The following is a 19699-nucleotide window of genomic DNA, read 5'->3' on the forward strand; positions in this document are numbered from 1 at the left end:
AGCAAAAAAGCCAGTAACAGTGGCCCTGCTCGCCGCGGTTGAGAGTCATGCCTGTGTCGTGTCGCTCTGTCCGATGCCTGCATTCAGCGTATCCGTTCGCGTCGCTCGGTGATCAGAATTCGAGTTGCAGTTGCAGATAGGTCCGTTGGTCGAATTCATTAAACTGGTAAAATTCCGAGTACCTGTTGCCCAGCAGGTTCTGGAAAATCAGTGCGCCCGACAGGCGCTGGCCCGCCGGCAGACTCCATTCTTTGGCCAGGCGAAGGTCGGTGCGGTTGTAGCGCTCCCTGTTACCGCCCTCATCCCACTCCACCTCATCCATGTAGTACTGCGCCAGGCTGAGATCCCAGCCAGGTGCGGCATTGTAGTTCAGCAGCATGGAGGCCGTGTGTAACGGCGACTGGGGTTTCGAGGCGCGCAGCAGGCCACCCTTGGGCGTGCCAAAGTCGCGCCAGTAGTCGGTGGTATTGAGGTAGGCGTAATTGAACAGCAGCCAGAAGCGATCGACGGGTTGCAGGCGCAGCTGAAACTCGGCACCGCTGTTGCGCCAAGAGGCGTTGTTGGCGCTGTAGCGCACGCGGTTGTCGCTGGCATCTGCATTGTACTCGAGCCAGTAGCTGCTGATGGCGCTGTCGACATCCTCCACGAAAACGCGCAGGTCAAAATGGCCGGCAATCGCCTGAAAGGCCCGGTAATAGCCAATTTCCGCGGTCTTGACGCGCTCGGGAGCAATATCTGAGTTAGGGACGACGACGGTATCCAGCACGTTGCCCGCCGGGTCATAAAGAATTGACTGGGCATTCTCTTCCAGCAGCGAGGGCATGCGGTAGGCCTCGCTAAAGGCCGTACGAATGACAGACTGCTTGTCGGGCCTGTAATTTAGCGCCAGTCTTGGTGACAGTTTCGGGCTGTCGGGGCTGGTGGTGCTGCTCTCAAGCATGGCGCCCAGGTTCAGGGTAACTGCATCGGTCGGTACCAGCTCCAGATTGCTGAACAGGCGCCAGCGTTCTTCATTGATTCGCCCCCGCTCCTGCAGCAGCGCGCCGCTTTCGGCTATTTCCTGGCGGTAGCCCAGGCCCCAGACGGCTGTGGCCTGGTCGGCCATCAGGAGTTGGGTATGCTGGACTTCGATATCGTAGAGTTCGGTTTTGCCGTGCTCGTTTTCCAGACGGAAGTCCGGGTTTTGCGCCAGCAGGGCGGCGGCAAAACCGGCGGGCAGGCCTTCGTATTCTACCAGGTCGGCCACGGTGGGGGGCGCAATCGAGAGATCCAGGTAATTGTGGTAGGCCGACAGCTGGAGCTCGCTGCTATTGTCGCCGATATGGTTCCAGCGCAGGTACTGGTAGTTGGCGCTGGTATCACGGGCAACGACGGGTTTGTCCGTGCTGTCCATATCGCCGCGATCGGCATAACCACTGCTGAAACCAGCCTGCATCAGCACGGTGTCTGCCAGGGTCGGGGCCAGTGTGCCACTGAGGTTGAAATACTCGCTGCGTGCGCCGTCCTGGAAACGGTCGCTGCCATCGTTCTGGTCATGGCCGGCGGTCACCCTGAGCTGGGCATTGCCAAGCGGCATGCTGAAGCGGCCTTCCACGCGGCGGGTATCCCGGGAACCGCCCAGTACCTTGAGCGAGGTGCCGGTTTCACTGTAGGGGGAGCGGGTAACAATATTGATGGCGCCCAGAAAGGCATTGGAGCCGTGGGTGGGCACATTGGAGCCGCGTACCACCTCGATGCGCTCGATGTCATCGAGGCTGAGCCCCAGGGAGTTCCAATCGACCGTCGACAACAGCGGCAGGTAGACGGAACGCCCGTCCACCAGCACCTCGAGGCGGCGGGGAAAGTCATCACTCACGCCGTGATAGGTGGCGCCGAACTTGTTGCCGTTGACATGGAATGCCTGGAAACCCGGCACCAGGCGCAGCAGGTCCGGAATGTTCAGCGCCCCGGAGGCGCGGATCATGTCGCGATCGATCAGGCTGATGGAGGCCGGCGCCTCGGTCAGCTTCTGGGTGATGCGCGTGGCGGAAACCACTTCGGGAATGGCCGCGTAGAAGTCGGCCTCGCTGAACATGGCCGGATCCTGCCCGTCGGCCAGGACGCCGGGCGAGGCCAGAACCAGCAGCATCAAGGCTGTGCCACCGGGCTGCCGGCGTGGTTTAGTGGGTTTCATGGCTGTTATTCATCATGCTCAGTGAAACAGTGCAGGGCGACCGCAGGTCAGATCCGTGTGCCGACATAGATCAGAACGGCAACCAGTAGCAGGGCTTCGAAAATGAAACCGTTGGTTGTCAGTATCCAGTCAAGCATGCGCAGGGTCCGAATTTCGGCGATGTTATTCAGAGTCGTTAACGTACCACAAAGGTGCTGTTAAGGACTACGTATGCTGCGTCTGCGAAATTGTGCCCGGGCAACGGCACTGGGGCTGCTAGGCCGGTTCGGTACTGAGGTTATTCTGTTCCAGCAGGCGCAGTGCCGCCTTGAGGGCATTGAAACAGTCGGCATCGATGGCACTGCCAATTTCCGCTTCCATGATGGCCAGTGCCGCCGGGGTGGGAATGGGGCCGCGGTAAGGCCGATCAGCGGTAATGGCGTCAAAGATGTCGGCCGTGGTGATAATGCGGGTTTCCAGGCTGATGCTGGTTGCGTCGAGGCCGCGGGGGTAGCCCTGGCCGTCAAGACGTTCATGATGGGCACCGGCAATCCTGGCCAGATGGGAAAAGGCGCCGATACGGATCAGGATATCTTCGGTAAAGGCGGCGTGCTGGCGTCCCAGGGCCCATTCGCCGTCGCCCAGTTTGCCGGGCTTGTTCGGAAAACTGTAATTCCCTGGCGATATCCGCACCATGCTCGCAGCGGGTCTGAATCAGCTCCAGGGCAATATCTGAGCCATCGCGCACCAGGGTCAGCAGCGAGCGAAAGCGTTCGGCCAGACTGCCGCTCAGGCCGGTATGGCGCATGACGAACTGAAGTACCTGGGGCAGGCTGCCGTCGACTGTTTTGAAGTCGTGCTTGAAGCCCAGGTCGTCGGTGGCATAAAGCTGGCAGATGCGCGCGGCATTGCTGCTGCACCCCAGGTCCTTCAGCAGCAGGGTGTAATACAGCTCCCACTGATCGGCCTGCGACATGCCAACCTCACGTCCGATATGCATGCCAATCCAGCAGCAGCGCACGCAGTGGCCCCTGGGCTGACCCTCGGTCATATCCAGGGCATGGCTGAGGGCGCTGAAGAGTTCTGACATTTTTAACCCGGTGAGCATGCATCGGCCCTCTCTATCTGGCGCTGGCTTTGAGGCGGCGGGTGTTGCTGCAACCGGCTTGGGTGGTTGCCGCTGCCTTGGGGTAGCAGTTTAGCGTTTATATGCCGCGGTTCGGGCAAGCGGTGTCAAAAAGTGCCAGCGTTGAACTTATGGGTGCCGGTGATCCCCGTGGCGCCATTCGCCGCGCCGACAGTGGTAGCATGGGCGCCCCCGGGGTGTTAGGCAGAGGCGTTTCGTGTGATGGAATTACTGGACTGGCTGAGGCCCGACGGGCTGGCGCAGGGAGAGTTTCTTTTTCTGATTGCTATCAGTGCCCTCACGTCGGCCATGACGGCCATGATGGGGGTGGGTGGCGGCGCCGTGCTGATTGCCGTAATGGCTAATATCATGCCACCGGTTGCCGTTATTCCGGTACACGGCACCGTGCAGCTGGGGTCGAACCTCGGCCGTGTCCTGACCATGCAGCAGCATATCCGCTGGCCTCTGGTGGGCTGGTTTGCGCTGGGCTGCCTGCTCGGCAGTGTGCTGGGCGGGCAAATTGCGGTGAGCATACCGACGCACTGGCTCAAGCTGATTATCGGCAGTTTTATCCTTTACAGTTGCTGGCTGCCGCTGCGCACCCGCCTGGGCGGCGGCAGGTCCGGCATACTGCTGGGAGCGGTGACGGCCTTTGTCGGCATGTTTGTCGGGGTGACCGCCACCTTTGTGATTGCCACGCTGCGCAATACCCTGCCCGAGCGCATGGAGCTGGTGGGCACCATGGCCGCGCTGATGGCGGTACAGCATGCCCTGAAGGCGCTGGTGTTCGGCCTGTTCGGCTTTGCGTTTTTCGACTGGCTGGGGCTGGTGCTATTGATGATCATCACCGGCTTTGCCGGTACCCTGCTGGGGAAAAAGGCCCTGGAGCGGACGCCCAGTGAGTACTTTTCCAGGGGGCTCAAGCTGGTCCTGACGCTGCTGGCCCTGAAACTGCTATGGGACGGTGCCAGCCTATGGTTCTAGTCGGTAGGCCCGTGGCGTGTGTCACGGTGAGAAGGTGCTCACACAGCGATGCCTGACTTGCGCCTGTGGCATATCGGTGCCAGTGTGGCTGCCCCTCGACTGTTTCACCACCTGCAAGCAAGCAGTTTACCGACGATCGATCTTTGCGCCTTTGATGTGATCGGCAAGTGGCCGGCCGCAACTGTCAGCGCCTGGCCGGTGGCTGAATGTAAATATATGTAAAGTTTCCCGGTTGCTCGGCCCCTGGGGTCGAGCCTGGCCTACACTCTGTTGATCTTTTGTGCCGACCAGGCGTCTGGCCGGTAACCCGCAAGGAGCAGGCAATGACTGAAAACGTAGATGGGACCGGCCCCAAGATTCCGCAGCAGGCCTTTGACTGGTACGACGAATACGCCCACGGTGATATTGATCGACGTACCTTTTTAAAACGCCTGGGCACCCTGGGGGTTGCAGGGCTAAGCCTGAGTGCGGTGGCCGGGGCGCTGATACCGAACTACGCGCTGGCGGAGCAGGTATCCTTCAATGATCCCGACATCAAGGCCAGCTATATCGAGTTCGATGCGCCGGACGGGCATGGCCGGGCGCGGGGCTACCTTGTGGTTCCGGCAGGCGTTTCCGCGGAGAAGCCGGCGCCTGCGGTGCTGGTGGCCCATGAAAACCGCGGCCTCAACCCCTATGTCGAAGATGTGGCACGGCGTCTTGCGAAAGCGGGCTACGTTGCGCTGGCCCCCGATGCACTGTTTTCGCTGGGGGGCTATCCGGGCAACGATGACGAAGGTCGAGCCATGCAGAAAACCCTGGATGGCGGCAAGATCGAAGGCGACTTCGTTGCTGCGGCCAAATTGCTGAAGGCGCACGAGCTGAGCACCGGCAAGGTCGGCATGGTTGGGTTCTGCTTCGGTGGTTACCTGAGTAACCAGCTAGCGGCGTTATTGCCGGACACCATCGTGGCCGCCGCACCCTATTACGGCACGCCGCCAAAGGCCGATATTGCCAACATCAAGGCGGCCATGCAGTTGCATTTCGCGGCGCTGGATGAGCGTGTGAATGGTTACTGGCCGGATTACGAGAAGGCACTGAAAGCGGCAAATACTGACTATGAGGCTTTTGTCTATCCTGACGTCAATCATGGTTTCCATAACGACTCCACCGCCCGTTATGACGAGGCCCGTGCCGAGCAGGCCTGGCAGCGCACGCTGGAATTTTTCAAAGCCCAGCTGAGCTGACAGGTCATGAGCAGAGACCCGCGCCTGCGCGGGTCTCTGTCCGGTTTACCGCCGGATGCCCCAAGTCTGCATCTTAGCGGGGGGTTGAGTCCTGGTGGCGGAATACCTCGGTATCCGGGTGGAAGGCCGCCCAGGCAAACCAGTACAGCGTGATTGCGGGTAGCAGCTGGCCGCGGCTATCTTCGATCCGGGCGGAGTCGTGTTCCGGGTCGAAGCGCACGACAATCGCGGTATCCCCCAGGCGATCCTGCAGCAGCCCATCGGCTTTTCCCAGCTCGACGAAAGGCCAGGCTTTTGCCTTGCCGTTCAGCACCAGGCCGATCACGCGCTCCTTCGGATGAAAGCCCAGCGCCCGGAACTTGACCGGGAAGTAGGTGGCGGCTGATTCGGCATAGCCGGCGTAGGGATCAGTGTCATAGTTGCGGCCAAAGCCTGTCTCGAAGCTCAGCACCAGGCTGTCGGGATGGCGCTGGCGCCAGTCGCCCCAGCGCGTATGCTCAACGGCGACCTGGGTCAGGGGTTGGCCGCGGTAGTGTCCCGTCAGGGCACGGGCTTCAATCTGGGACCAGAGCGACTCGGTTTCCCGGTCGTACAGCAGCACGTCACTGTTGTAGAGCAGGCCCGACACGCCAAAGGTCAGCGGGCGCCCGGCCTGCTCGCGCAAAAATACCATGCCGGAGCCACACAGCGGACAGAAGGTAATGGCCACGGGCTCGTCCCCGAATCGGTCGTTGACGATCTCGTGCCAGTTGAGGATACGGATAGGGTAGGCCTTGCTGATGCCGTTGCGGTTCAGCCCCATCACGTAATCCGAATCGCGCAGTTCCCCCGCCTGTGCGGCCGGGATAAAGTGCGGCGCGTCGATGGACGGGATGCCATCCCTGGGCGGACCGCCGCGCAGAATGTCGTCGACCGGTACCAGTGCACCCTCCAGTTCGAAGCCATTGAGTTGCTGTGCCGACACTGAACAGGACAGCAGCAGCGCCAGCACAGTGGCCATGGCCGGGCACAGCAGTTTCAGTGCTTTCATTGTCGTCTCCCGTGTTTTGGCTCAGGCCCTGTAGCGATGCCGGGAAGGATGGTCTGGAGTCTTTGACCACGGCCTGGCCATTTGCTTCCATCCCGTATCAGGCCGGGTCAGTATGGTCGACGGGGAGGGTTCTGCATAAGCGTTAATTATCAAACCTATCAATCTTGTTGAGTTACCTTATTCAGCGGGCCGGCGTAGGCTGGCTTTCACACGATTAAATTCCGGGAATCATCATGAAGAATTACCGCATTGCGCTGCTGCCGGGGGACGGTATCGGTACCGAAGTAATGGAGGCCGCCTGGCCCGTGTTGCAGGCCGTTGCCGACCAGCAGGATTTTGGCCTTGTGGGCGACTGCTTGCCCTGGTCCTGTGACTATTACCTTGAGCACGGTGTCATGATGCCGCCTGACGGTGTCGAGCAGTTGCGGGCGTTCGATGCCATTTATCTTGGCGCGGTGGGGCTGCCGGAAACGGTGCCGGATCACGTTTCGCTGCGCGAACTGCTGCTGGCGATCCGCCAGGGGCTGGATTTGTCGGTCAACGAGCGTCCGCACCGCTTGCTGGCGGGGGTTACCGGGCCGCTGCGTACCGACAAAGCGTTCGATATCCTCTGTATCCGTGAAAACACCGAGGGCGAGTACAGCGGCGCCGGTGGCCGGGTGCACCAGGGTGGTGATCTGGAGGTGGCGGTAGAGACTTCCATATTTACCCGCGCAGGGGTTGAGCGCGTGCTGCGTTATGGTTTTGAACGGGCAAGACTTCGTAGTGGCAAGCTGGCGTCGGTCACCAAGTCCAACGCCCAGCGTCACAGCATGGTGTTCTGGGACGAAATGACTGATCGCGTTGCCGCTGACTACCCGGATGTCCAGGTGACCCGCTACCATGTTGATGCCATCGCCGCCCGCATGATCACGCACCCTGAAACGCTGGATGTCGTGGTTGCATCCAACCTGTTTGGTGACATCCTCACCGATATCGGTGCCGCCATCCAGGGTGGCCTCGGCTTTGCGGCGTCGGCCAATATCAACCCGGTGAGCGGCGGGCCTGGCATGTTCGAGCCGGTGCATGGCTCGGCGCCCGATATCGTGGGCAAGGGGCTGGCCAACCCGCTGGCAACGCTCTGGGCCGGCGCCCTGATGCTGCAGCACCTGGGCGAAGCCGCCGCGGCCAAAAATTTGATGACGGCCATCGAGAAGGCCACGGCCAGCGGTGCGGGCACCCCCGATATGGGTGGCAGCCTGAGCACTGCGCAGCTTGCACAGGCGGTGCAGGCGGCACTCTGATTCGACGTTCTGCAGACATTACAACGGGGCCTGCGGGCCCCGTTTTGTATAGTGCGTGCTGCCTGCTGATGGCGTGCTTATTCCGGGCTTTTGCCGGCGCAGCCGTGCTGCTTGTGACAGGCGTTCGCGCCGAGGCCGTGCCGGGGCGCCGTCAGATACTGGCGTAAACGCGCGAGCTGCGCGCGCGGCATCAGTATCAGCAGGTTGCCGCTAAAGACCAGCGCCACGCCGAGCAGGGCTTCGGGTGTCCACTGGTAACCCTCGAAAAGGGTTGAAACCCCCAGCGCGACGATGGGAAACAAGACCATGGTGTAGGCGGCCCGATCGGCACCGATGCGCCCGAGCAGGGTCAGGAAACAGCCAAATGCCAGCACCGAGCCGAACAGGGCCAGGTACAGCAGGGAGCCGGTATAGCGCCAGCTCAGCTCGTAGCTGAAGGGTTGGCCCTGGGCGAGGGCGATCAGGCCAAGCGCCAGGGCGCCGTAGACCATGCCATAGGCGTTGGTCTGGACCACGGGAAGGCGCATTTGCTGGTTTCGCGTCGAAATCATGTTGCCAATCGAGGCGACCAGCGTACCCAGCAGGCTTAGCAGCATGCCCTGCACGGCGGTACCGTCGGCATCCAGCTGGGAAAATTCGGGCAGGAAGACCAGGCCGATTCCCATCAGCCCGAACAGTGCACCGGCCAGCACGGAAGGGGTAGGGCGCTTGCCAAAGAACAGCGCCGCATTGGCGATATTCATCAGCACTATGGTGGAAAACACCACGGCAATCAGGCCGCTGGTCAGATCCTTGCTGGCCCAGTACACCAGCATGTAATTGAGCCCAAACAGCGTCAGCCCCTGGGCCAGTATCCACAGATGCTGCTGCAGGCTGAAGCGCATGGGCAGCTTCCTCAACCAGCACCAGAGCAGCAGAATGGCCGCGGCGAGCGCAAAGCGATAGGCGACGGAGACCTCCGGTGCCACTGTGCCCAGCTGCAACTTGATCGCAAAAAAGGTGGAGCCCCAGATAAAGACCGTCATCAGATAGAGTGAAGGTGTACGCATCATCATGGTGTTGTACCTGGCCAGTTGGGGTAACTGTTGCTGTTATACGCCGGCACTGTGTATTATGAAAACGAAGATTGTTTATAGAATTAATTAGGGTCTGTAATAGTAAAGTCATGGCTCGCGATATCAATATCAGTCTTGTTCGCACCTTCCTTGCCGTTGCCGAATCCGGCGGGATGACGTCGGCCGCCCGGGCGCTGAACCTGACCCAGGGCGCGGTCAGCCAGCATATCCGGCGCCTGGAGGCATTGTTCGAGGCGCCGCTGTTCGAGCGTGAAAACAAGCGGGTCCGGCTGACGCCCGAGGGTGAGCGCCTGATGGCGCGGGCCTATCGCCTGATCGCCCTGAATGATGAAACCTGGCAGCTGATGACCAAGCCGGCCTACACCGGCGAGATTCGCCTGGGCGTGCCGCTGGATATCATCCGGCCGATCATGCCGACCATCATGCGGCGCTTCAGTCGCGAGCATCCCGAGGTCAGGCTGACCCTGGTGAGCGACATGACCGATACCCTGCTGGCGGCGTTAAAGCAGGGTGAGCTGGACCTGACGCTCACCACCGAAGGTCAGCCGGGCAAAGACGATGCCCTGTTATTGAGTGACCGGCTGGAGTGGATGGGGGCGCAGGGTGGCGAGGCCTGCTACCGGACACCGCTGCCGGTATCCCTGGGGTCCGAGTTTTGTGCATTCAGAAGCCTGGCGCTGGAGGCTCTGAACCGGGCGCAGATCGACTGGCTGGCGGTGTGCAGCGTCGGTAACCTGGAATCGATACTGGCGACCATTGAAGCGGATATGGCGATTGCACCCTACCTGTCATCCCTGGTGCCGGATAACCTGACCGCCATCAGCAAGGATGTCGGCCTGCCGGCGCTGCCCGCCTGTTATATCAACCTGCGGATGCCGGCCTCCGGCAGTTCGCTCATCGCGCGGGAGCTGGCGCGGCACATACGCCAGGGCTTTGCGGCGCGGCAAGCGCCGGGACTCACGCAAGGCTGATATTACAGGTCGCCACTTGCGGCCGGATCCTTGAGTTGCGGCGCCTTTAATTGCGGCAGCAGCGCCTGAATCAGGGCATGGTTGCGATGTTCCGGCGAACAGACCCAGGAGAAACGCCGGGTCAGATTGAGGGCGGTTTCCAGCGGGATCAACTGGCCGGCGGCGACTTCGTCGGCAATGATCAGGCCCGACAGGCAACCGATCCCCAGGCCTGCACGGACGGACTGCTTGATGGCTTCGTGCCGGGTCAGCTCCAGCGCTACGCGCGGTTTCAGGCCCTGTGCCTGCATCGCTGCATCCAGTACCGCACGGGTGCCGGAACCGGCCTCGCGCAAGATCCACTCCTGATCCGCCAGCAGGTTGGTGTCCAGCGGGCTTTTGCGCGCCAGCGGGTGGTCGGGTCCACAGAACACTACCAGCTGGTCCGAGCGCCAGGGCACGATGTCGAGACTGGGGTGCAGGGCCGGGCCCTCGATCAGGCCCAGCTGGGCCTGGCCTTTTTCGAGCCGGCTCAGCACACCTTCGGTGTTGGTGATTTCCAGCTTGGCGTCGGCGTCGGGGTGCTGGCGGCGAAACCGCGCGATCATCCCGGGCAGCAGGTAACTGGCGATGGTGACGCTGGCGGCGATGCGCAGAATGCCGGCGATACGGCGGTCATCCGGCTGGGTCAGACTGTCGCTCAGGTTGAGTATCTGGCGCACCCGGGGCAGTATGGTTTGCCCCGCATCGGTGACGACCAGCTCGCGGCCGACACGCTCCAGCACGCTGTATCCCAGGGCGCGCTCCAGTTCCTTGAGGGCCTGGCTGGCGGCTGACTGGCTGATGGCTTGCTCCTGCGCGGCCAGCCCTAGCCGGCCCAGGCGTACGGTGGCTTCAAACAGTCGCAATTGCCGCAGGCTTAGATTCATCTGTTTTTCTTAACTGTTATGTAAGTAAAATCCAATATACTTATAGTTTTCTCGATTATAAAGTCCTCCCTAACTGGAATAAGGGGACGACTGCATGCTCATTCGACTATTGCTTATTGCCGTTGCCGCGACGGCGCTGGCGCAAACCGAATCCTTCGCCGCGATCGGCCTGAGCGCACTGCCGCTGGCGATCCTGATGGGCATCACCTATGGCAACGTCGCGCAGCCTGAAAACAAGGGCCGCGATGCCGCCGTGCTGGCGTTCAGCCAGCAAAAGCTGCTGCGCCTGGGGATTATCCTGTTCGGCTTTAACCTCAGCTTTCAGCAGATCGCGGCGGTGGGGTATCAGGCCATCCTGCTCGACATGATCGTTATAGCCGTGGTGCTGTCGCTGGGTATTTTTGTGGGTATCAGGCTGTTTCGCCTGCCGCGGGAAGTCGCCATCCTGACCTCGGTGGGCAGCGCGATCTGCGGCGCCGCCGCCATCATGGCGACCGAGCCGGTCATTCGCGCCAAGGAGCGGGATGTCACCGTGGCGGTGGCCACCGTGGTGCTGTTCGGTACCCTGGCGATGTTCAGTTATCCGGTTATTTACAGTTTCGTTGGCATGGATCCGTCACTCTTCGGTATCTATATCGGCAGCACGGTGCATGAAGTGGCGCAGGCCGTGGCGGCCGGGCAGTCCATTGGCGGGGAGGCCATGCAGAATGCCGTTGTGGCCAAGCTGATTCGCGTCATGTTGCTGGCGCCGGTCGTCATCGCTCTGGGCAGCCTGTACTTTCGCCAGGCCAGCGACAGCGGTGAGCGCCGACCGGTACCCATTCCCTGGTTCGTCTTCGGGTTTATTGCCACGGCGGCACTCAACAGTGTGCTGATGCTGCCAGCGATTGTGCTGGAAGGACTGCAGCTGGCGTCTCAGCTGAGCCTGGCCATCGCCATGGCGGCACTGGGCATCAAGACCCGCTGGGCCACCATTCGCCAGGCTGGCATCAAGCCGCTGGCGCTGTCACTGGTGCTCTTCGTGGTGCTGATGCTGGGTGGTTTTGGCCTGAATGTGCTGTTTTATGGCTGAGCTGCAACGGGAGCCGGGGCCGCTGGCCAGGTTCCCGCTGTTGAATTCTCTGGGCCTGCGGGCCGGGTCAATCAGGAGGTTGACCGTCTGGTAAAATTACTGCTATGTTTCTGGACTCCAAACGCAGGCAAAACAATAAAAAGGTCCTGATCATGGTTGGCACCAGAGTGCGATCCCCTGCATCCTGTCAGCGTCCTGGGCGCTATCGCGTACTGGCGTTTGGCGGCCAGTTGGTCGCTGCCGCCATCAAGCCGCTGTCTGTCCTGCTGGCCTGTTGCCGGGCTAGCCTGTCCGAAACCTGCGGCCACAGCCTGTGTGTGCGTCCCCCTTCCTTGCTGTCCATCCACCTGTTTAATCAGCAACAAAGCTGCCTGTTCGCTCTTATCAAGTCCTGATCCTCTGCACCTGCTCATCCGCCGGGTGATGCCTGCGCGCGCCTGTTGTTAATGCTGCGCGGCTGTAACCCCGGGATTGGCCCCCTTCTTGCCTGAATTTTACCGTCCGTGGCGCTGCCTTCAGATCCGAACGCAGGACGGTAATTCGAGATCGCCCGTTAATACCTCAAGGAGTTCAGCATGCTGGATATGCTCGTGCGCAACGTCAACCTGCCCGATGGCCGCAAAGGCGCAGATATCGCCATCCGGGGCGGGCGTATCGTTGAAATTTCCGCCGCCATTGCGGCGCCGGCCGTGACAGAAATCGATGGCCGGGGGCAGCTGGCAACAGCGCCCTTCGTCGACAGCCACTTTCACCTGGACTCGGCGCTCAGCGTGGGTCAGCCGCGCCTGAACGCCAGCGGAACCCTGCTGGAGGGCATCGCCCTGTGGGGCGAGCTAAAGCCTCAGCTAACGGTGGAGGCCATCAAGGCGCGGGCGCTGGAAATGTGCCGCTGGTCCATCGCCCGCGGCACCCTGGCGATTCGCAGTCATGTGGATATCTGCGACGACCGCCTGCTGGCCGTGGAGGCCCTGCTGGAAGTGCGTGAGGAGATGAAACCTTACATCGATCTGCAGCTGGTGGCCTTCCCCCAAGACGGTTACTACCGTTACCCCCGTTCCCATGAAAACCTGCTGCGGGCGCTCGACAAGGGGGTGGATGTGGTGGGCGGGATTCCGCATTTCGAGCGCACCATGGCGGAGGGGGCTGCCTCGGTCAGGGCCCTGTGCGAAATCGCCGCGCAGCGCGGGCTGCGCGTCGACATGCACTGCGACGAGAGCGATGACCCGCTGTCCCGCCATATTGAGGTGCTGGCCGCAGAAAGCCGGCGGCTGGGGCTGGAGGGGCGGGTCTGTGGCTCCCACCTGACCTCGATGCACTCCATGGACAACTACTACGTCAGCAAGCTGCTGCCGCTGATGCGCGAATCCGGCGTGCATGCCATTGCCAATCCACTGATCAATATCACCCTGCAGGGGCGTCACGATACCTACCCCAGGCGCCGTGGCATGACGCGGGTGCCGGAGATGCTGCAGGCGGGTATCAATGTCGCCTTTGGCCACGATTGCGTGATGGACCCCTGGTACAGCTATGGCAGCCACGACATGCTGGATGTGGCCCACATGGGCGCGCACGTGGCCCAAATGACGGGCCTGGACGCGATGTCGCAGGCCTTTGCCGCGGTGACCGAAAACGGTGCCAGGGCCCTTGGGTTACAGGATTACGGCCTGGATGTGGGCAAGCCCGCCGACCTGGTGATTCTGCAGGCCAGCAGCGTTGTCGAAGCGCTGCAACTGCGCCCGGCACGGCTCTACGTGATTCGTCGTGGCAGGGTGATCGCCAAAACGCCGGCCGCCGTGCCCCGGGTCATGCTGGAAGATTCGACCACGGATATCCATTTTTCCAAGGGGCTCTTTTAGTGCCCGCGGGCCGGTTTTTATAGCGAGGCCGGCACCAGGCGCATTTTTCAGCGAGGTTGTCTCGATAGACCAAACGCAAGAACCCGGTGGCGTCGCCGGCAAGACGGTGGCGCCCAGTATCCCAAAGAGGAGGCATTTCAATGTCTGATCGGCAAGAAAATAACAATTATGCTGCTGCACATGATGACTATGCACTAACCCCCGTCCCGGAACATTCCCGCCGTGGCCTGCTGTCCATGTCGGCGGTCATGCTGGGGTTTACCTTTTTCGCCGCCAGCATGTGGACCGGCGGCACCCTGGGGCAGGGCTTCAGACTCTGGCCTGACCTTATTATCGTGATTCTGGCCGGCAACCTGATTCTGGGGGCCTACGGTGCGCTGCTCGGCTATGCGGCGGCGAAAACCAACCTTTCGACCCATATACTGGCCCGCTATGCCTTTGGCAGCCTGGGTTCGAAGCTGCCATCCATGATGCTGGCGATTACGCAGATCGGCTGGTTCGGCGTCGGGGTCGCGATGTTTGCCTACCCTATCAACAAGTTCATGGACATTCCCAACCTGCCATTGATCCTGGGCGGCGGGATCGTCATGACCTATACCGTTGTGGTGGGGTTCAAGGCGATTGAATGGCTCAGCGCCATTGCGGTGCCCGCGATTCTGATTCTGGGCTTTACTTCCGTCGCCACGGCGATATCGGATACCGAGGGTGGCCTGGATACGCTGATGAGCCTGAATCCGGCGCAAAGCATGAGCATGGCTGTGGGCATTGCCCTGGCGGTAGGGTCCTTTATCAGTGGCGCCACGCTGACGCCGGACTTCGTGCGCTACGCCAGGAACCGCCGTGTCGGCGTTATCGCCACCCTGATCGGCTTCACCTTTGGCAACAGCCTGATGTTCGTCTTTGGTGCTGTCGGTGCGACCGCAACCGGCATGGCGGATATTGCCGAGGTGCTGGCGTACCAGGGGTTGCTGGGGGCGGGCATTGCGCTGCTGGTGCTCAATATCTGGACCACCAACGACAACGCGCTCTACGCCGCAGGTCTGGGCCTGACCAATATTACCGGCCTGAAACGGGTGCACCTGGTGCTGGCCGCCGGTGCCGTGGGGACGCTGCTGGCGGACTTCCTGTACAACAACTTCGTCAGCTGGCTGGTGTTCCTGAGCGTGTCGCTGCCCCCGATCGGCGGCATCATCATTGGCGACTTTTACCTGCGCTGCAAGGCGCACTATCCCGCCCCCGCAGGCTGCGATTTCAAGCGCATCAACTGGGCTGCCATGGCTGCCTGGGCTTGCGCCATCTGCGTGTCGGTACTGTCGCCCGATGACGGTCTTTTCAGTATCGCCCCGCTGAACGCGATCCTCACTGCGATGGTCGCCCAGGTGCTGTTTTACAAGGTGATATACCGCAAGGACGCGGCAGCCCTGGGCAGTGCTGCCCGCAGCTAAAGAGTCCTTCCGGGCTGGGGGTCTGCAGTCGCCCTCAGCCCTTACTGTCTCCCCGCTGCGTTTATGTCGAACGCGGCCCGTCGGGCTCAGTCCCGCAGGGTCAGCATGTTGCCGTGCAATTGCTCCAGCAATCCGTTGAGTCGCTTGATCTGGGCGGCGGTCAGCCCCTGGAAGCAGCGCTTGAAGATACCGCTCACCGATTCACGCACCAGCTCCAGGCGCTCGCGCCCCTGCGGTGTCATGGATGCCAGGGTCACGCGCCCGTCGGTGGGCGAGGTGATCAGCTCGATCAGCCCCTGGTCACGCATGCGGTAGAGGATCTTGGTGGCGGTGGGTAGCTTGGATACGGCCTGGTCGGCAATCTCCGAGATGCTGAGGCGGTGCTGTTCCATCAGAATCATCATGATGCGCCAGCGCGGCACATCCATATCGATTTTCTTCAGTACCCGCTCCATTGTGGACCAGGCGCGGGACTCTATAGATGCGCACCTGGGCGAGAGTATCAGCCTGGCGGACCTGGCCTGCTGTGTGGGGGTCACCGCACGCACGCTGCAGAACGGCTTTCAGCGCTTTCTGGATTGCACCCCGACGGAGTACATACGCGAATTTCCGTAATCCAGATTCATTGCCGTGGTTAACGGCTGCTACTGAGGTTCGCTGCGTGCTACAGCGTCAGCCGGGGCTCTATATAGTCGAGATAGGCCGAGATACGCGACGAAAGCGCCGTATTTCTGTAGTACACCGCCTGTACCCGTTCGCGCCGGTTGGGGCTGACCATTTCGTGCTCAAGGATTGTGATCAGCCGGCCCTGCGCCAGGTCCTCCGCGATCATGAAGCGGGAGAGCAGGGCGATGCCCTGACCGGCCAGGCAGAGCTGGCGTATGGTTTCGCCGCTGCTGGCGCAGAGGCTCGGCTGGATCTCGAGAGGCTCGGCCAGAGGCCAGCGATTCAGGCTGGGCGTTTCGGCAAAACCGATCAGGTCGTGGGACTGTAGCTCAGCGGGGGTTGCGGGGATACCGGCACTTTTCAGGTAGTCCGGGCTGGCAACGATATGCAGCGGGCTGCGACCGAGTACGCGGGCGTGCAGGTTGGAATCGCTCAGCTCGCCGATGCGGATGGCGACATCGGTGCGCCGCTCGATCAGGTCGATGATGCTCTCGCTGGTCATCAGTTCCAGCTGAACCTCGGGGTAGCTGGCCCGAAAACCGCCCGTCAGCGGTACCAGCTGGTGCAGGAGAAAGGGGGTGGCGGCATCCACCCGCAGCCTGCCCGAGGGCGTCCCTTTCAGGGTGCGCAACAGGTCTTCCGCCTCCGCCAGCCGGTCCAGCCCGGCGCGTGCGGCCTCTATAAACAGCCGGCCCTCTTCGGTCAGCTCAATGCGCCGGGTCGTGCGATTGAGCAGGGTGCAGTCCAGTTCGTTTTCCAGGCGCGTCACGGCACGGGAGACCCGGGCGACCTGCAGGTCCAGCTGCCGGGCCGCGGCCGAGAAGCCACCGCTGTCGATCACTGCGAGCAGTATCTCCAGGTCGTCTGTACGGGAGATTATTGTCATAAGTGTAAAAGTACTTTGTGATTAGTGATATTTTTTAGAAAAATATCACCGGGCATACTCCTCCGCAACCTGAACCCAGAGGAGTTTGTCATGCCCCTTGCTCTGCTTGCGCTTACGCTAAGCGCATTTGCAATTGGCACCACCGAGTTTGTCATCGTCGGACTGGTGCCCACCATCGCCCAAGACATGGGCGTCTCGCTGCCCTCCGCTGGCCTGCTGGTCAGCCTCTATGCGCTCGGGGTCGCTATTGGCGCACCTGTGCTGACGGCACTGACCGGCCGCTGGAACCGCAAGGCGGTGCTGCTGACCATCATGTCGCTGTTCGTGATCGGCAACCTGCTGGCCTGGATGGCACCCAACTACGGCTCGTTGATTACGGCACGGATACTCACCGGCCTGGCCCACGGGGTCTTTTTCTCCATTGGCTCGACCATTGCGACCAGTCTCGTGCCCAAAGAGAAGGAAGCCAGTGCCATCGCCATCATGTTTACCGGCCTGACCGTGGCGCTGGTGACCGGCGTACCGCTGGGGACCTGGATCGGTCAGAACTTTGGCTGGAACGCCACCTTCCTGGTCGTCTCGGCGCTTGGGCTGGTCGCCCTGATCGGCAGTGCGCTGCTGGTGCCGTCCAACCTCAAGAAGGCGGTACCTGCCACCCTCTCGCAGCAGCTCAGTGTGCTGACCCAGCCGCGCCTGCTCCTGGTCTATGCAATGACAGCCGTAGGCTACGGTGGAACCTTTGTCGCCTTTACCTACCTGGTGCCTATCCTGGAGCAGGTTTCCGGCTTTGAATCCAGTTTTATCAGTCTGATCATGCTGGTGTACGGCGTATCCGTGGCGGTGGGTAACATCTGGGGCGGTCGTCTTGCCGACCGGCTGGGGCCGATAAAAGCACTCTACATCATGTTTACCGCACTGGCGCTGGTGCTGCTGGCCTTTACCTTCACGGCCGGCAACCCGGTGACCGCGGTGCTGACGGTCTTGATCTGGGGCGCCTTTGCCTTTGGTAACGTGCCTGGCCTTCAGGTGTACGTCGTGCAGCTGGCCGAAAGGTACACACCACAGGCCGTGGATGTGGCATCCGGCCTCAATATCGCCGCCTTCAATGTCGGCATTGCACTCGGCTCGCTGATGGGCGGCGCCATCATCGATGGCATGTCGCTGATGGATACCCCCTGGATCGGTGCGCTGATCGTGGTACTGGCGCTGCTGCTGACCCGGCTGTCCGGCGCCCTCGACAAGCGCCACCAATTACAGACTGTTTGACCTTCAGCAAGCCGGCGGGGCCAATGCCCCGCCCAGGAGTGTGCCATGAGTATTAGCAAACTAGCCTGTGCAGGGCTCTCCATCGGCGTGGAACTGCCGTTGGATAATGACTGGTCGGCGGACGGTGTGCGGCGTCGTGACCGCGATGACCGCCCCTTCGGTGTACCCGACATGAGTGCCCATCTCAAGTTGATACAGCAGGCGGATCGGCTCGGTTTCCGGGCGGCCTGGGTGCGGGATGTGCCATTGTATGACCCGGCATTCGGTGATGCCGCCCAGGTGTTTGAAGCCTTTACCTACCTGGGCTACCTGGCCGGACAGACCGACAATATCCTGCTGGGGACAGCGGCGGTTGTGCTGCCCCTGCGCCAGCCCTGGCTGGTGCGCAAGGCTGCGGCCACGGTGCAGGCTCTGAGCGGCGACCGACTGCTGCTGGGTGTCGCCAGTGGGGACCGGCCGAGCGAATACCCGCTGTTCGGGGTTGACTATCAATCCCGTGGCCAGCTTTTTCGCGACAGTATCGCGGTACTCAAGGGCCAGCAGGACACTCAGCTAGGCGAGGGACAGGCCATTCTGCCCGCTGGCGTGACACCGCCGTTGCTGGTGGCCGGTTTGGCGCAGCAGTCACCCGCCTGGGTTGGCGAGCAGCTCGACGGCTGGCTGGCCTATCCCGGTACGCCGGCGGACCATGAGCGCCGGGTCGGGCTCTGGCGAGAGGTTGCAGGGGACAAGCCGTATGTCAGCTTTATCCATCTGGATCTGCAGGAGGACCCACAGGCGCCTGTCCGGCGTCACCGTTTCGGGCTCAGTACCGGTGTGCAGGGCCTGATCGAGGAGCTGAATCAGATGCAAGCCGCCGGTGTGGATCATATTGGTTTGCATTTTCGGCGCAACGAGCGACCGCTGGCCGAAACCCTGGATGAAATTGCCGCCCAGGTGCTGCCCCTGTTCCATTCCCAGTAAGCTGCATGGGTACTGTCAACTTAACCACGGCCATCAGGGGCGCGATATAATCCCCTGATGAAAGCACCCAACAAACCCTCAGGTCACCGCTATCCCAACGAAATCATCAGTCACGCCGTCTGGCTGTACTACCGTTTCGCCCTGAGTTACCGCGATGTCGAGGAACTGCTAGCTGCGCGGGGCATCAAGGTGACCTATGAAACAGTGCGCCAGTGGTGCCTCAAGTTCGGTCAGCGCTTTGCCAACGCCCTTCGGCGCCGGCAGGGGAGGCTGGGGGATACCTGGTATCTGGACGAGGTGTTTATCACCATCCGCGGTACGCGGTATTACCTCTGGCAGGCGGTTGATCAGGACGGCGACGTGCTCGATATCCTGGTACAAAAGCGGCGTGATAAGTGCGCTGCCAAGGCATTCTTCCGTAAATTTCTAAAGGGGGAATGCCAAGCTCCGAGGCGCATTGTCACCGACAAGTTGCGCAGTTATGGAGCCGCCCGCAAAGAGGTCATGCCCTCTGTCATACATAGCCAAGGCGGACGGTTGAACAACCGGGCCGAGGTTTCCCATCAGCCGACCCGGTAACGGGAGCGACAGATGCGGCGTTTCAAATCACATGGGCAGGCGCAACGTTTTCTCTCCGCCCATGGCCCGATCAATAATCTGTTTCGCGTCGGTCGTCATCAGCTAAAAGCGGCCCACTATCGGCTGTTTCGTGACCGAGCCTTTGCGACCTGTGCCCGAAAAGCGGTGTGAAGGCAGTTTCCATGCTTGAATCATCAATTAAGTGCACCT

General features: G+C 61.4%; 18 protein-coding genes and 1 pseudogene. 12 read left to right on the plus strand and 7 right to left on the minus strand.

Features of this window, described 5'->3' with window-relative positions; all coding sequences use genetic code 11:
* Positions 1-112: 112 nt before the first annotated feature.
* Complete coding sequence (locus KDW95_RS19385; protein ID WP_255853418.1) at positions 113-2173, minus strand: TonB-dependent receptor plug domain-containing protein; 2061 nt, start codon at positions 2171-2173, stop codon at positions 113-115.
* 255 nt (positions 2174-2428) lie between these two features.
* Positions 2429-2848: an HD-GYP domain-containing protein gene (locus tag KDW95_RS23525; protein WP_304941564.1), complete on the minus strand. Its 420-nt coding sequence runs from the start codon at positions 2846-2848 to the stop codon at positions 2429-2431.
* A gap of 103 nt (positions 2849-2951) precedes the next feature.
* Here KDW95_RS23525 and KDW95_RS23530 point away from each other — a divergent pair, with 103 nt between their 5' ends.
* The 3 genes from KDW95_RS23530 (at position 2952) to KDW95_RS19400 (ending at position 5488) form a co-directional block, all read left to right on the plus strand.
* The gene (locus tag KDW95_RS23530) at positions 2952-3239 is read left to right on the plus strand and encodes a hypothetical protein (protein ID WP_304941565.1); all 288 of its coding nucleotides are present in this window, start codon (positions 2952-2954) and stop codon (positions 3237-3239) included.
* Between the two features lie 261 nt (positions 3240-3500).
* A complete protein-coding gene (locus KDW95_RS19395) occupies positions 3501-4262 on the plus strand; it encodes a sulfite exporter TauE/SafE family protein (protein ID WP_255856540.1) in 762 nt (253 codons plus the stop codon).
* Between the two features lie 323 nt (positions 4263-4585).
* Complete coding sequence (locus KDW95_RS19400; protein ID WP_255853419.1) at positions 4586-5488, plus strand: dienelactone hydrolase family protein; 903 nt, start codon at positions 4586-4588, stop codon at positions 5486-5488.
* 73 nt (positions 5489-5561) lie between these two features.
* Here the strand turns inward: KDW95_RS19400 and KDW95_RS19405 are convergent, their stop codons facing one another.
* Positions 5562-6518: a DUF3179 domain-containing protein gene (locus KDW95_RS19405; protein WP_255853420.1), complete on the minus strand. Its 957-nt coding sequence runs from the start codon at positions 6516-6518 to the stop codon at positions 5562-5564.
* A 233-nt stretch (positions 6519-6751) separates the two neighbouring features.
* Here KDW95_RS19405 and KDW95_RS19410 point away from each other — a divergent pair, with 233 nt between their 5' ends.
* Positions 6752-7801 (plus strand): tartrate dehydrogenase, encoded by a 1050-nt coding sequence (locus KDW95_RS19410; RefSeq protein ID WP_255853421.1) that lies wholly within the window; start codon positions 6752-6754, stop codon positions 7799-7801.
* Between the two features lie 77 nt (positions 7802-7878).
* On the opposite strand, the gene KDW95_RS19415 is transcribed toward KDW95_RS19410, so the two are convergent.
* Positions 7879-8856: a DMT family transporter gene (locus KDW95_RS19415; RefSeq protein WP_255853422.1), complete on the minus strand. Its 978-nt coding sequence runs from the start codon at positions 8854-8856 to the stop codon at positions 7879-7881.
* Positions 8857-8966: 110 nt separating this feature from the next.
* Between KDW95_RS19415 and KDW95_RS19420 the strand changes: the two genes are divergently transcribed.
* Positions 8967-9848: a LysR family transcriptional regulator gene (locus KDW95_RS19420; RefSeq protein WP_255853423.1), complete on the plus strand. Its 882-nt coding sequence runs from the start codon at positions 8967-8969 to the stop codon at positions 9846-9848.
* A 2-nt stretch (positions 9849-9850) separates the two neighbouring features.
* Here KDW95_RS19420 and KDW95_RS19425 read toward each other — a convergent pair whose 3' ends face one another.
* On the minus strand, positions 9851-10756 hold the full coding sequence (locus KDW95_RS19425) for a LysR substrate-binding domain-containing protein (RefSeq protein ID WP_255853424.1): 906 nt from the start codon (positions 10754-10756) through the stop codon (positions 9851-9853).
* A 94-nt stretch (positions 10757-10850) separates the two neighbouring features.
* Between KDW95_RS19425 and KDW95_RS19430 the strand changes: the two genes are divergently transcribed.
* From KDW95_RS19430 to codB, 3 genes are all read left to right on the plus strand, one after another.
* Positions 10851-11828 (plus strand): YeiH family protein, encoded by a 978-nt coding sequence (locus KDW95_RS19430; RefSeq protein ID WP_255853425.1) that lies wholly within the window; start codon positions 10851-10853, stop codon positions 11826-11828.
* 575 nt (positions 11829-12403) lie between these two features.
* A complete protein-coding gene (locus KDW95_RS19435; protein ID WP_255853426.1) occupies positions 12404-13684 on the plus strand; it encodes an amidohydrolase family protein in 1281 nt (426 codons plus the stop codon).
* 140 nt (positions 13685-13824) lie between these two features.
* Positions 13825-15129 carry a cytosine permease gene (codB, locus tag KDW95_RS19440; protein ID WP_255853427.1) on the plus strand — a complete coding sequence of 435 codons (1305 nt, stop codon included), beginning with the start codon at positions 13825-13827 and terminating at the stop codon, positions 15127-15129.
* A gap of 86 nt (positions 15130-15215) precedes the next feature.
* On the opposite strand, the gene KDW95_RS19445 is transcribed toward codB, so the two are convergent.
* Entirely contained in the window at positions 15216-15557 is a 342-nt protein-coding gene (locus tag KDW95_RS19445; protein WP_255853428.1) for a MarR family winged helix-turn-helix transcriptional regulator, read from the minus strand.
* Between KDW95_RS19445 and KDW95_RS19450 the strand changes: the two genes are divergently transcribed.
* Positions 15532-15744, plus strand: a complete 213-nt coding sequence (locus KDW95_RS19450) for an AraC family transcriptional regulator (RefSeq protein ID WP_255853429.1) — start codon at positions 15532-15534, stop codon at positions 15742-15744. The two genes, KDW95_RS19445 and KDW95_RS19450, sit on opposite strands and share 26 nt — an antisense overlap.
* A gap of 49 nt (positions 15745-15793) precedes the next feature.
* Here the strand turns inward: KDW95_RS19450 and KDW95_RS19455 are convergent, their stop codons facing one another.
* The gene (locus KDW95_RS19455; protein WP_441813617.1) at positions 15794-16681 is read right to left on the minus strand and encodes a LysR family transcriptional regulator; all 888 of its coding nucleotides are present in this window, start codon (positions 16679-16681) and stop codon (positions 15794-15796) included.
* Between the two features lie 90 nt (positions 16682-16771).
* On the opposite strand from KDW95_RS19455, the gene KDW95_RS19460 reads away from it, so the two are divergent.
* The 3 genes and pseudogenes from KDW95_RS19460 to KDW95_RS19470 all read left to right on the plus strand — a co-directional run bounded on the left by KDW95_RS19460 (position 16772) and on the right by KDW95_RS19470 (position 19660).
* On the plus strand, positions 16772-17947 hold the full coding sequence (locus tag KDW95_RS19460; RefSeq protein WP_255853430.1) for an MFS transporter: 1176 nt from the start codon (positions 16772-16774) through the stop codon (positions 17945-17947).
* 45 nt (positions 17948-17992) lie between these two features.
* Positions 17993-18910: a TIGR03571 family LLM class oxidoreductase gene (locus tag KDW95_RS19465; protein WP_255853431.1), complete on the plus strand. Its 918-nt coding sequence runs from the start codon at positions 17993-17995 to the stop codon at positions 18908-18910.
* Positions 18911-18967: 57 nt separating this feature from the next.
* Positions 18968-19660: pseudogene (locus KDW95_RS19470) on the plus strand (IS6 family transposase).
* Positions 19661-19699 lie beyond the last annotated feature (39 nt).

Origin of the sequence: Marinobacterium rhizophilum, assembly GCF_024397915.1 — a bacterium.
Taxonomy (GTDB): Bacteria; Pseudomonadota; Gammaproteobacteria; order Pseudomonadales; family Balneatricaceae; genus Marinobacterium_A; species Marinobacterium_A rhizophilum_A.

Bases quoted from the DNA above. Each gene is read 5' to 3' on its own strand.
- KDW95_RS19395 (WP_255856540.1), top strand. From the start codon at position 3,501: ATGGAATTACTGGACTGGCTGAGGCCCGACGGGCTGGCGCAGGGAGAG.
- KDW95_RS19385 (WP_255853418.1), bottom strand. From the start codon at position 2,173: ATGAAACCCACTAAACCACGCCGGCAGCCCGGTGGCACAGCCTTGATG.
- KDW95_RS19465 (WP_255853431.1), top strand. From the start codon at position 17,993: ATGAGTATTAGCAAACTAGCCTGTGCAGGGCTCTCCATCGGCGTGGAA.
- KDW95_RS19410 (WP_255853421.1), top strand. From the start codon at position 6,752: ATGAAGAATTACCGCATTGCGCTGCTGCCGGGGGACGGTATCGGTACC.
- KDW95_RS19415 (WP_255853422.1), bottom strand. From the start codon at position 8,856: ATGATGATGCGTACACCTTCACTCTATCTGATGACGGTCTTTATCTGG.
- KDW95_RS23530 (WP_304941565.1), top strand. From the start codon at position 2,952: ATGGCGCATGACGAACTGAAGTACCTGGGGCAGGCTGCCGTCGACTGT.
- KDW95_RS19435 (WP_255853426.1), top strand. From the start codon at position 12,404: ATGCTGGATATGCTCGTGCGCAACGTCAACCTGCCCGATGGCCGCAAA.
- KDW95_RS19445 (WP_255853428.1), bottom strand. From the start codon at position 15,557: ATGGATGTGCCGCGCTGGCGCATCATGATGATTCTGATGGAACAGCAC.
- KDW95_RS19420 (WP_255853423.1), top strand. From the start codon at position 8,967: ATGGCTCGCGATATCAATATCAGTCTTGTTCGCACCTTCCTTGCCGTT.
- KDW95_RS19405 (WP_255853420.1), bottom strand. From the start codon at position 6,518: ATGAAAGCACTGAAACTGCTGTGCCCGGCCATGGCCACTGTGCTGGCG.
- KDW95_RS19425 (WP_255853424.1), bottom strand. From the start codon at position 10,756: ATGAATCTAAGCCTGCGGCAATTGCGACTGTTTGAAGCCACCGTACGC.
- KDW95_RS19400 (WP_255853419.1), top strand. From the start codon at position 4,586: ATGACTGAAAACGTAGATGGGACCGGCCCCAAGATTCCGCAGCAGGCC.
- codB (WP_255853427.1), top strand. From the start codon at position 13,825: ATGTCTGATCGGCAAGAAAATAACAATTATGCTGCTGCACATGATGAC.
- KDW95_RS19460 (WP_255853430.1), top strand. From the start codon at position 16,772: ATGCCCCTTGCTCTGCTTGCGCTTACGCTAAGCGCATTTGCAATTGGC.
- KDW95_RS19430 (WP_255853425.1), top strand. From the start codon at position 10,851: ATGCTCATTCGACTATTGCTTATTGCCGTTGCCGCGACGGCGCTGGCG.
- KDW95_RS23525 (WP_304941564.1), bottom strand. From the start codon at position 2,848: ATGGTGCGGATATCGCCAGGGAATTACAGTTTTCCGAACAAGCCCGGC.
- KDW95_RS19455 (WP_441813617.1), bottom strand. From the start codon at position 16,681: ATGACAATAATCTCCCGTACAGACGACCTGGAGATACTGCTCGCAGTG.
- KDW95_RS19450 (WP_255853429.1), top strand. From the start codon at position 15,532: ATGATGCGCCAGCGCGGCACATCCATATCGATTTTCTTCAGTACCCGC.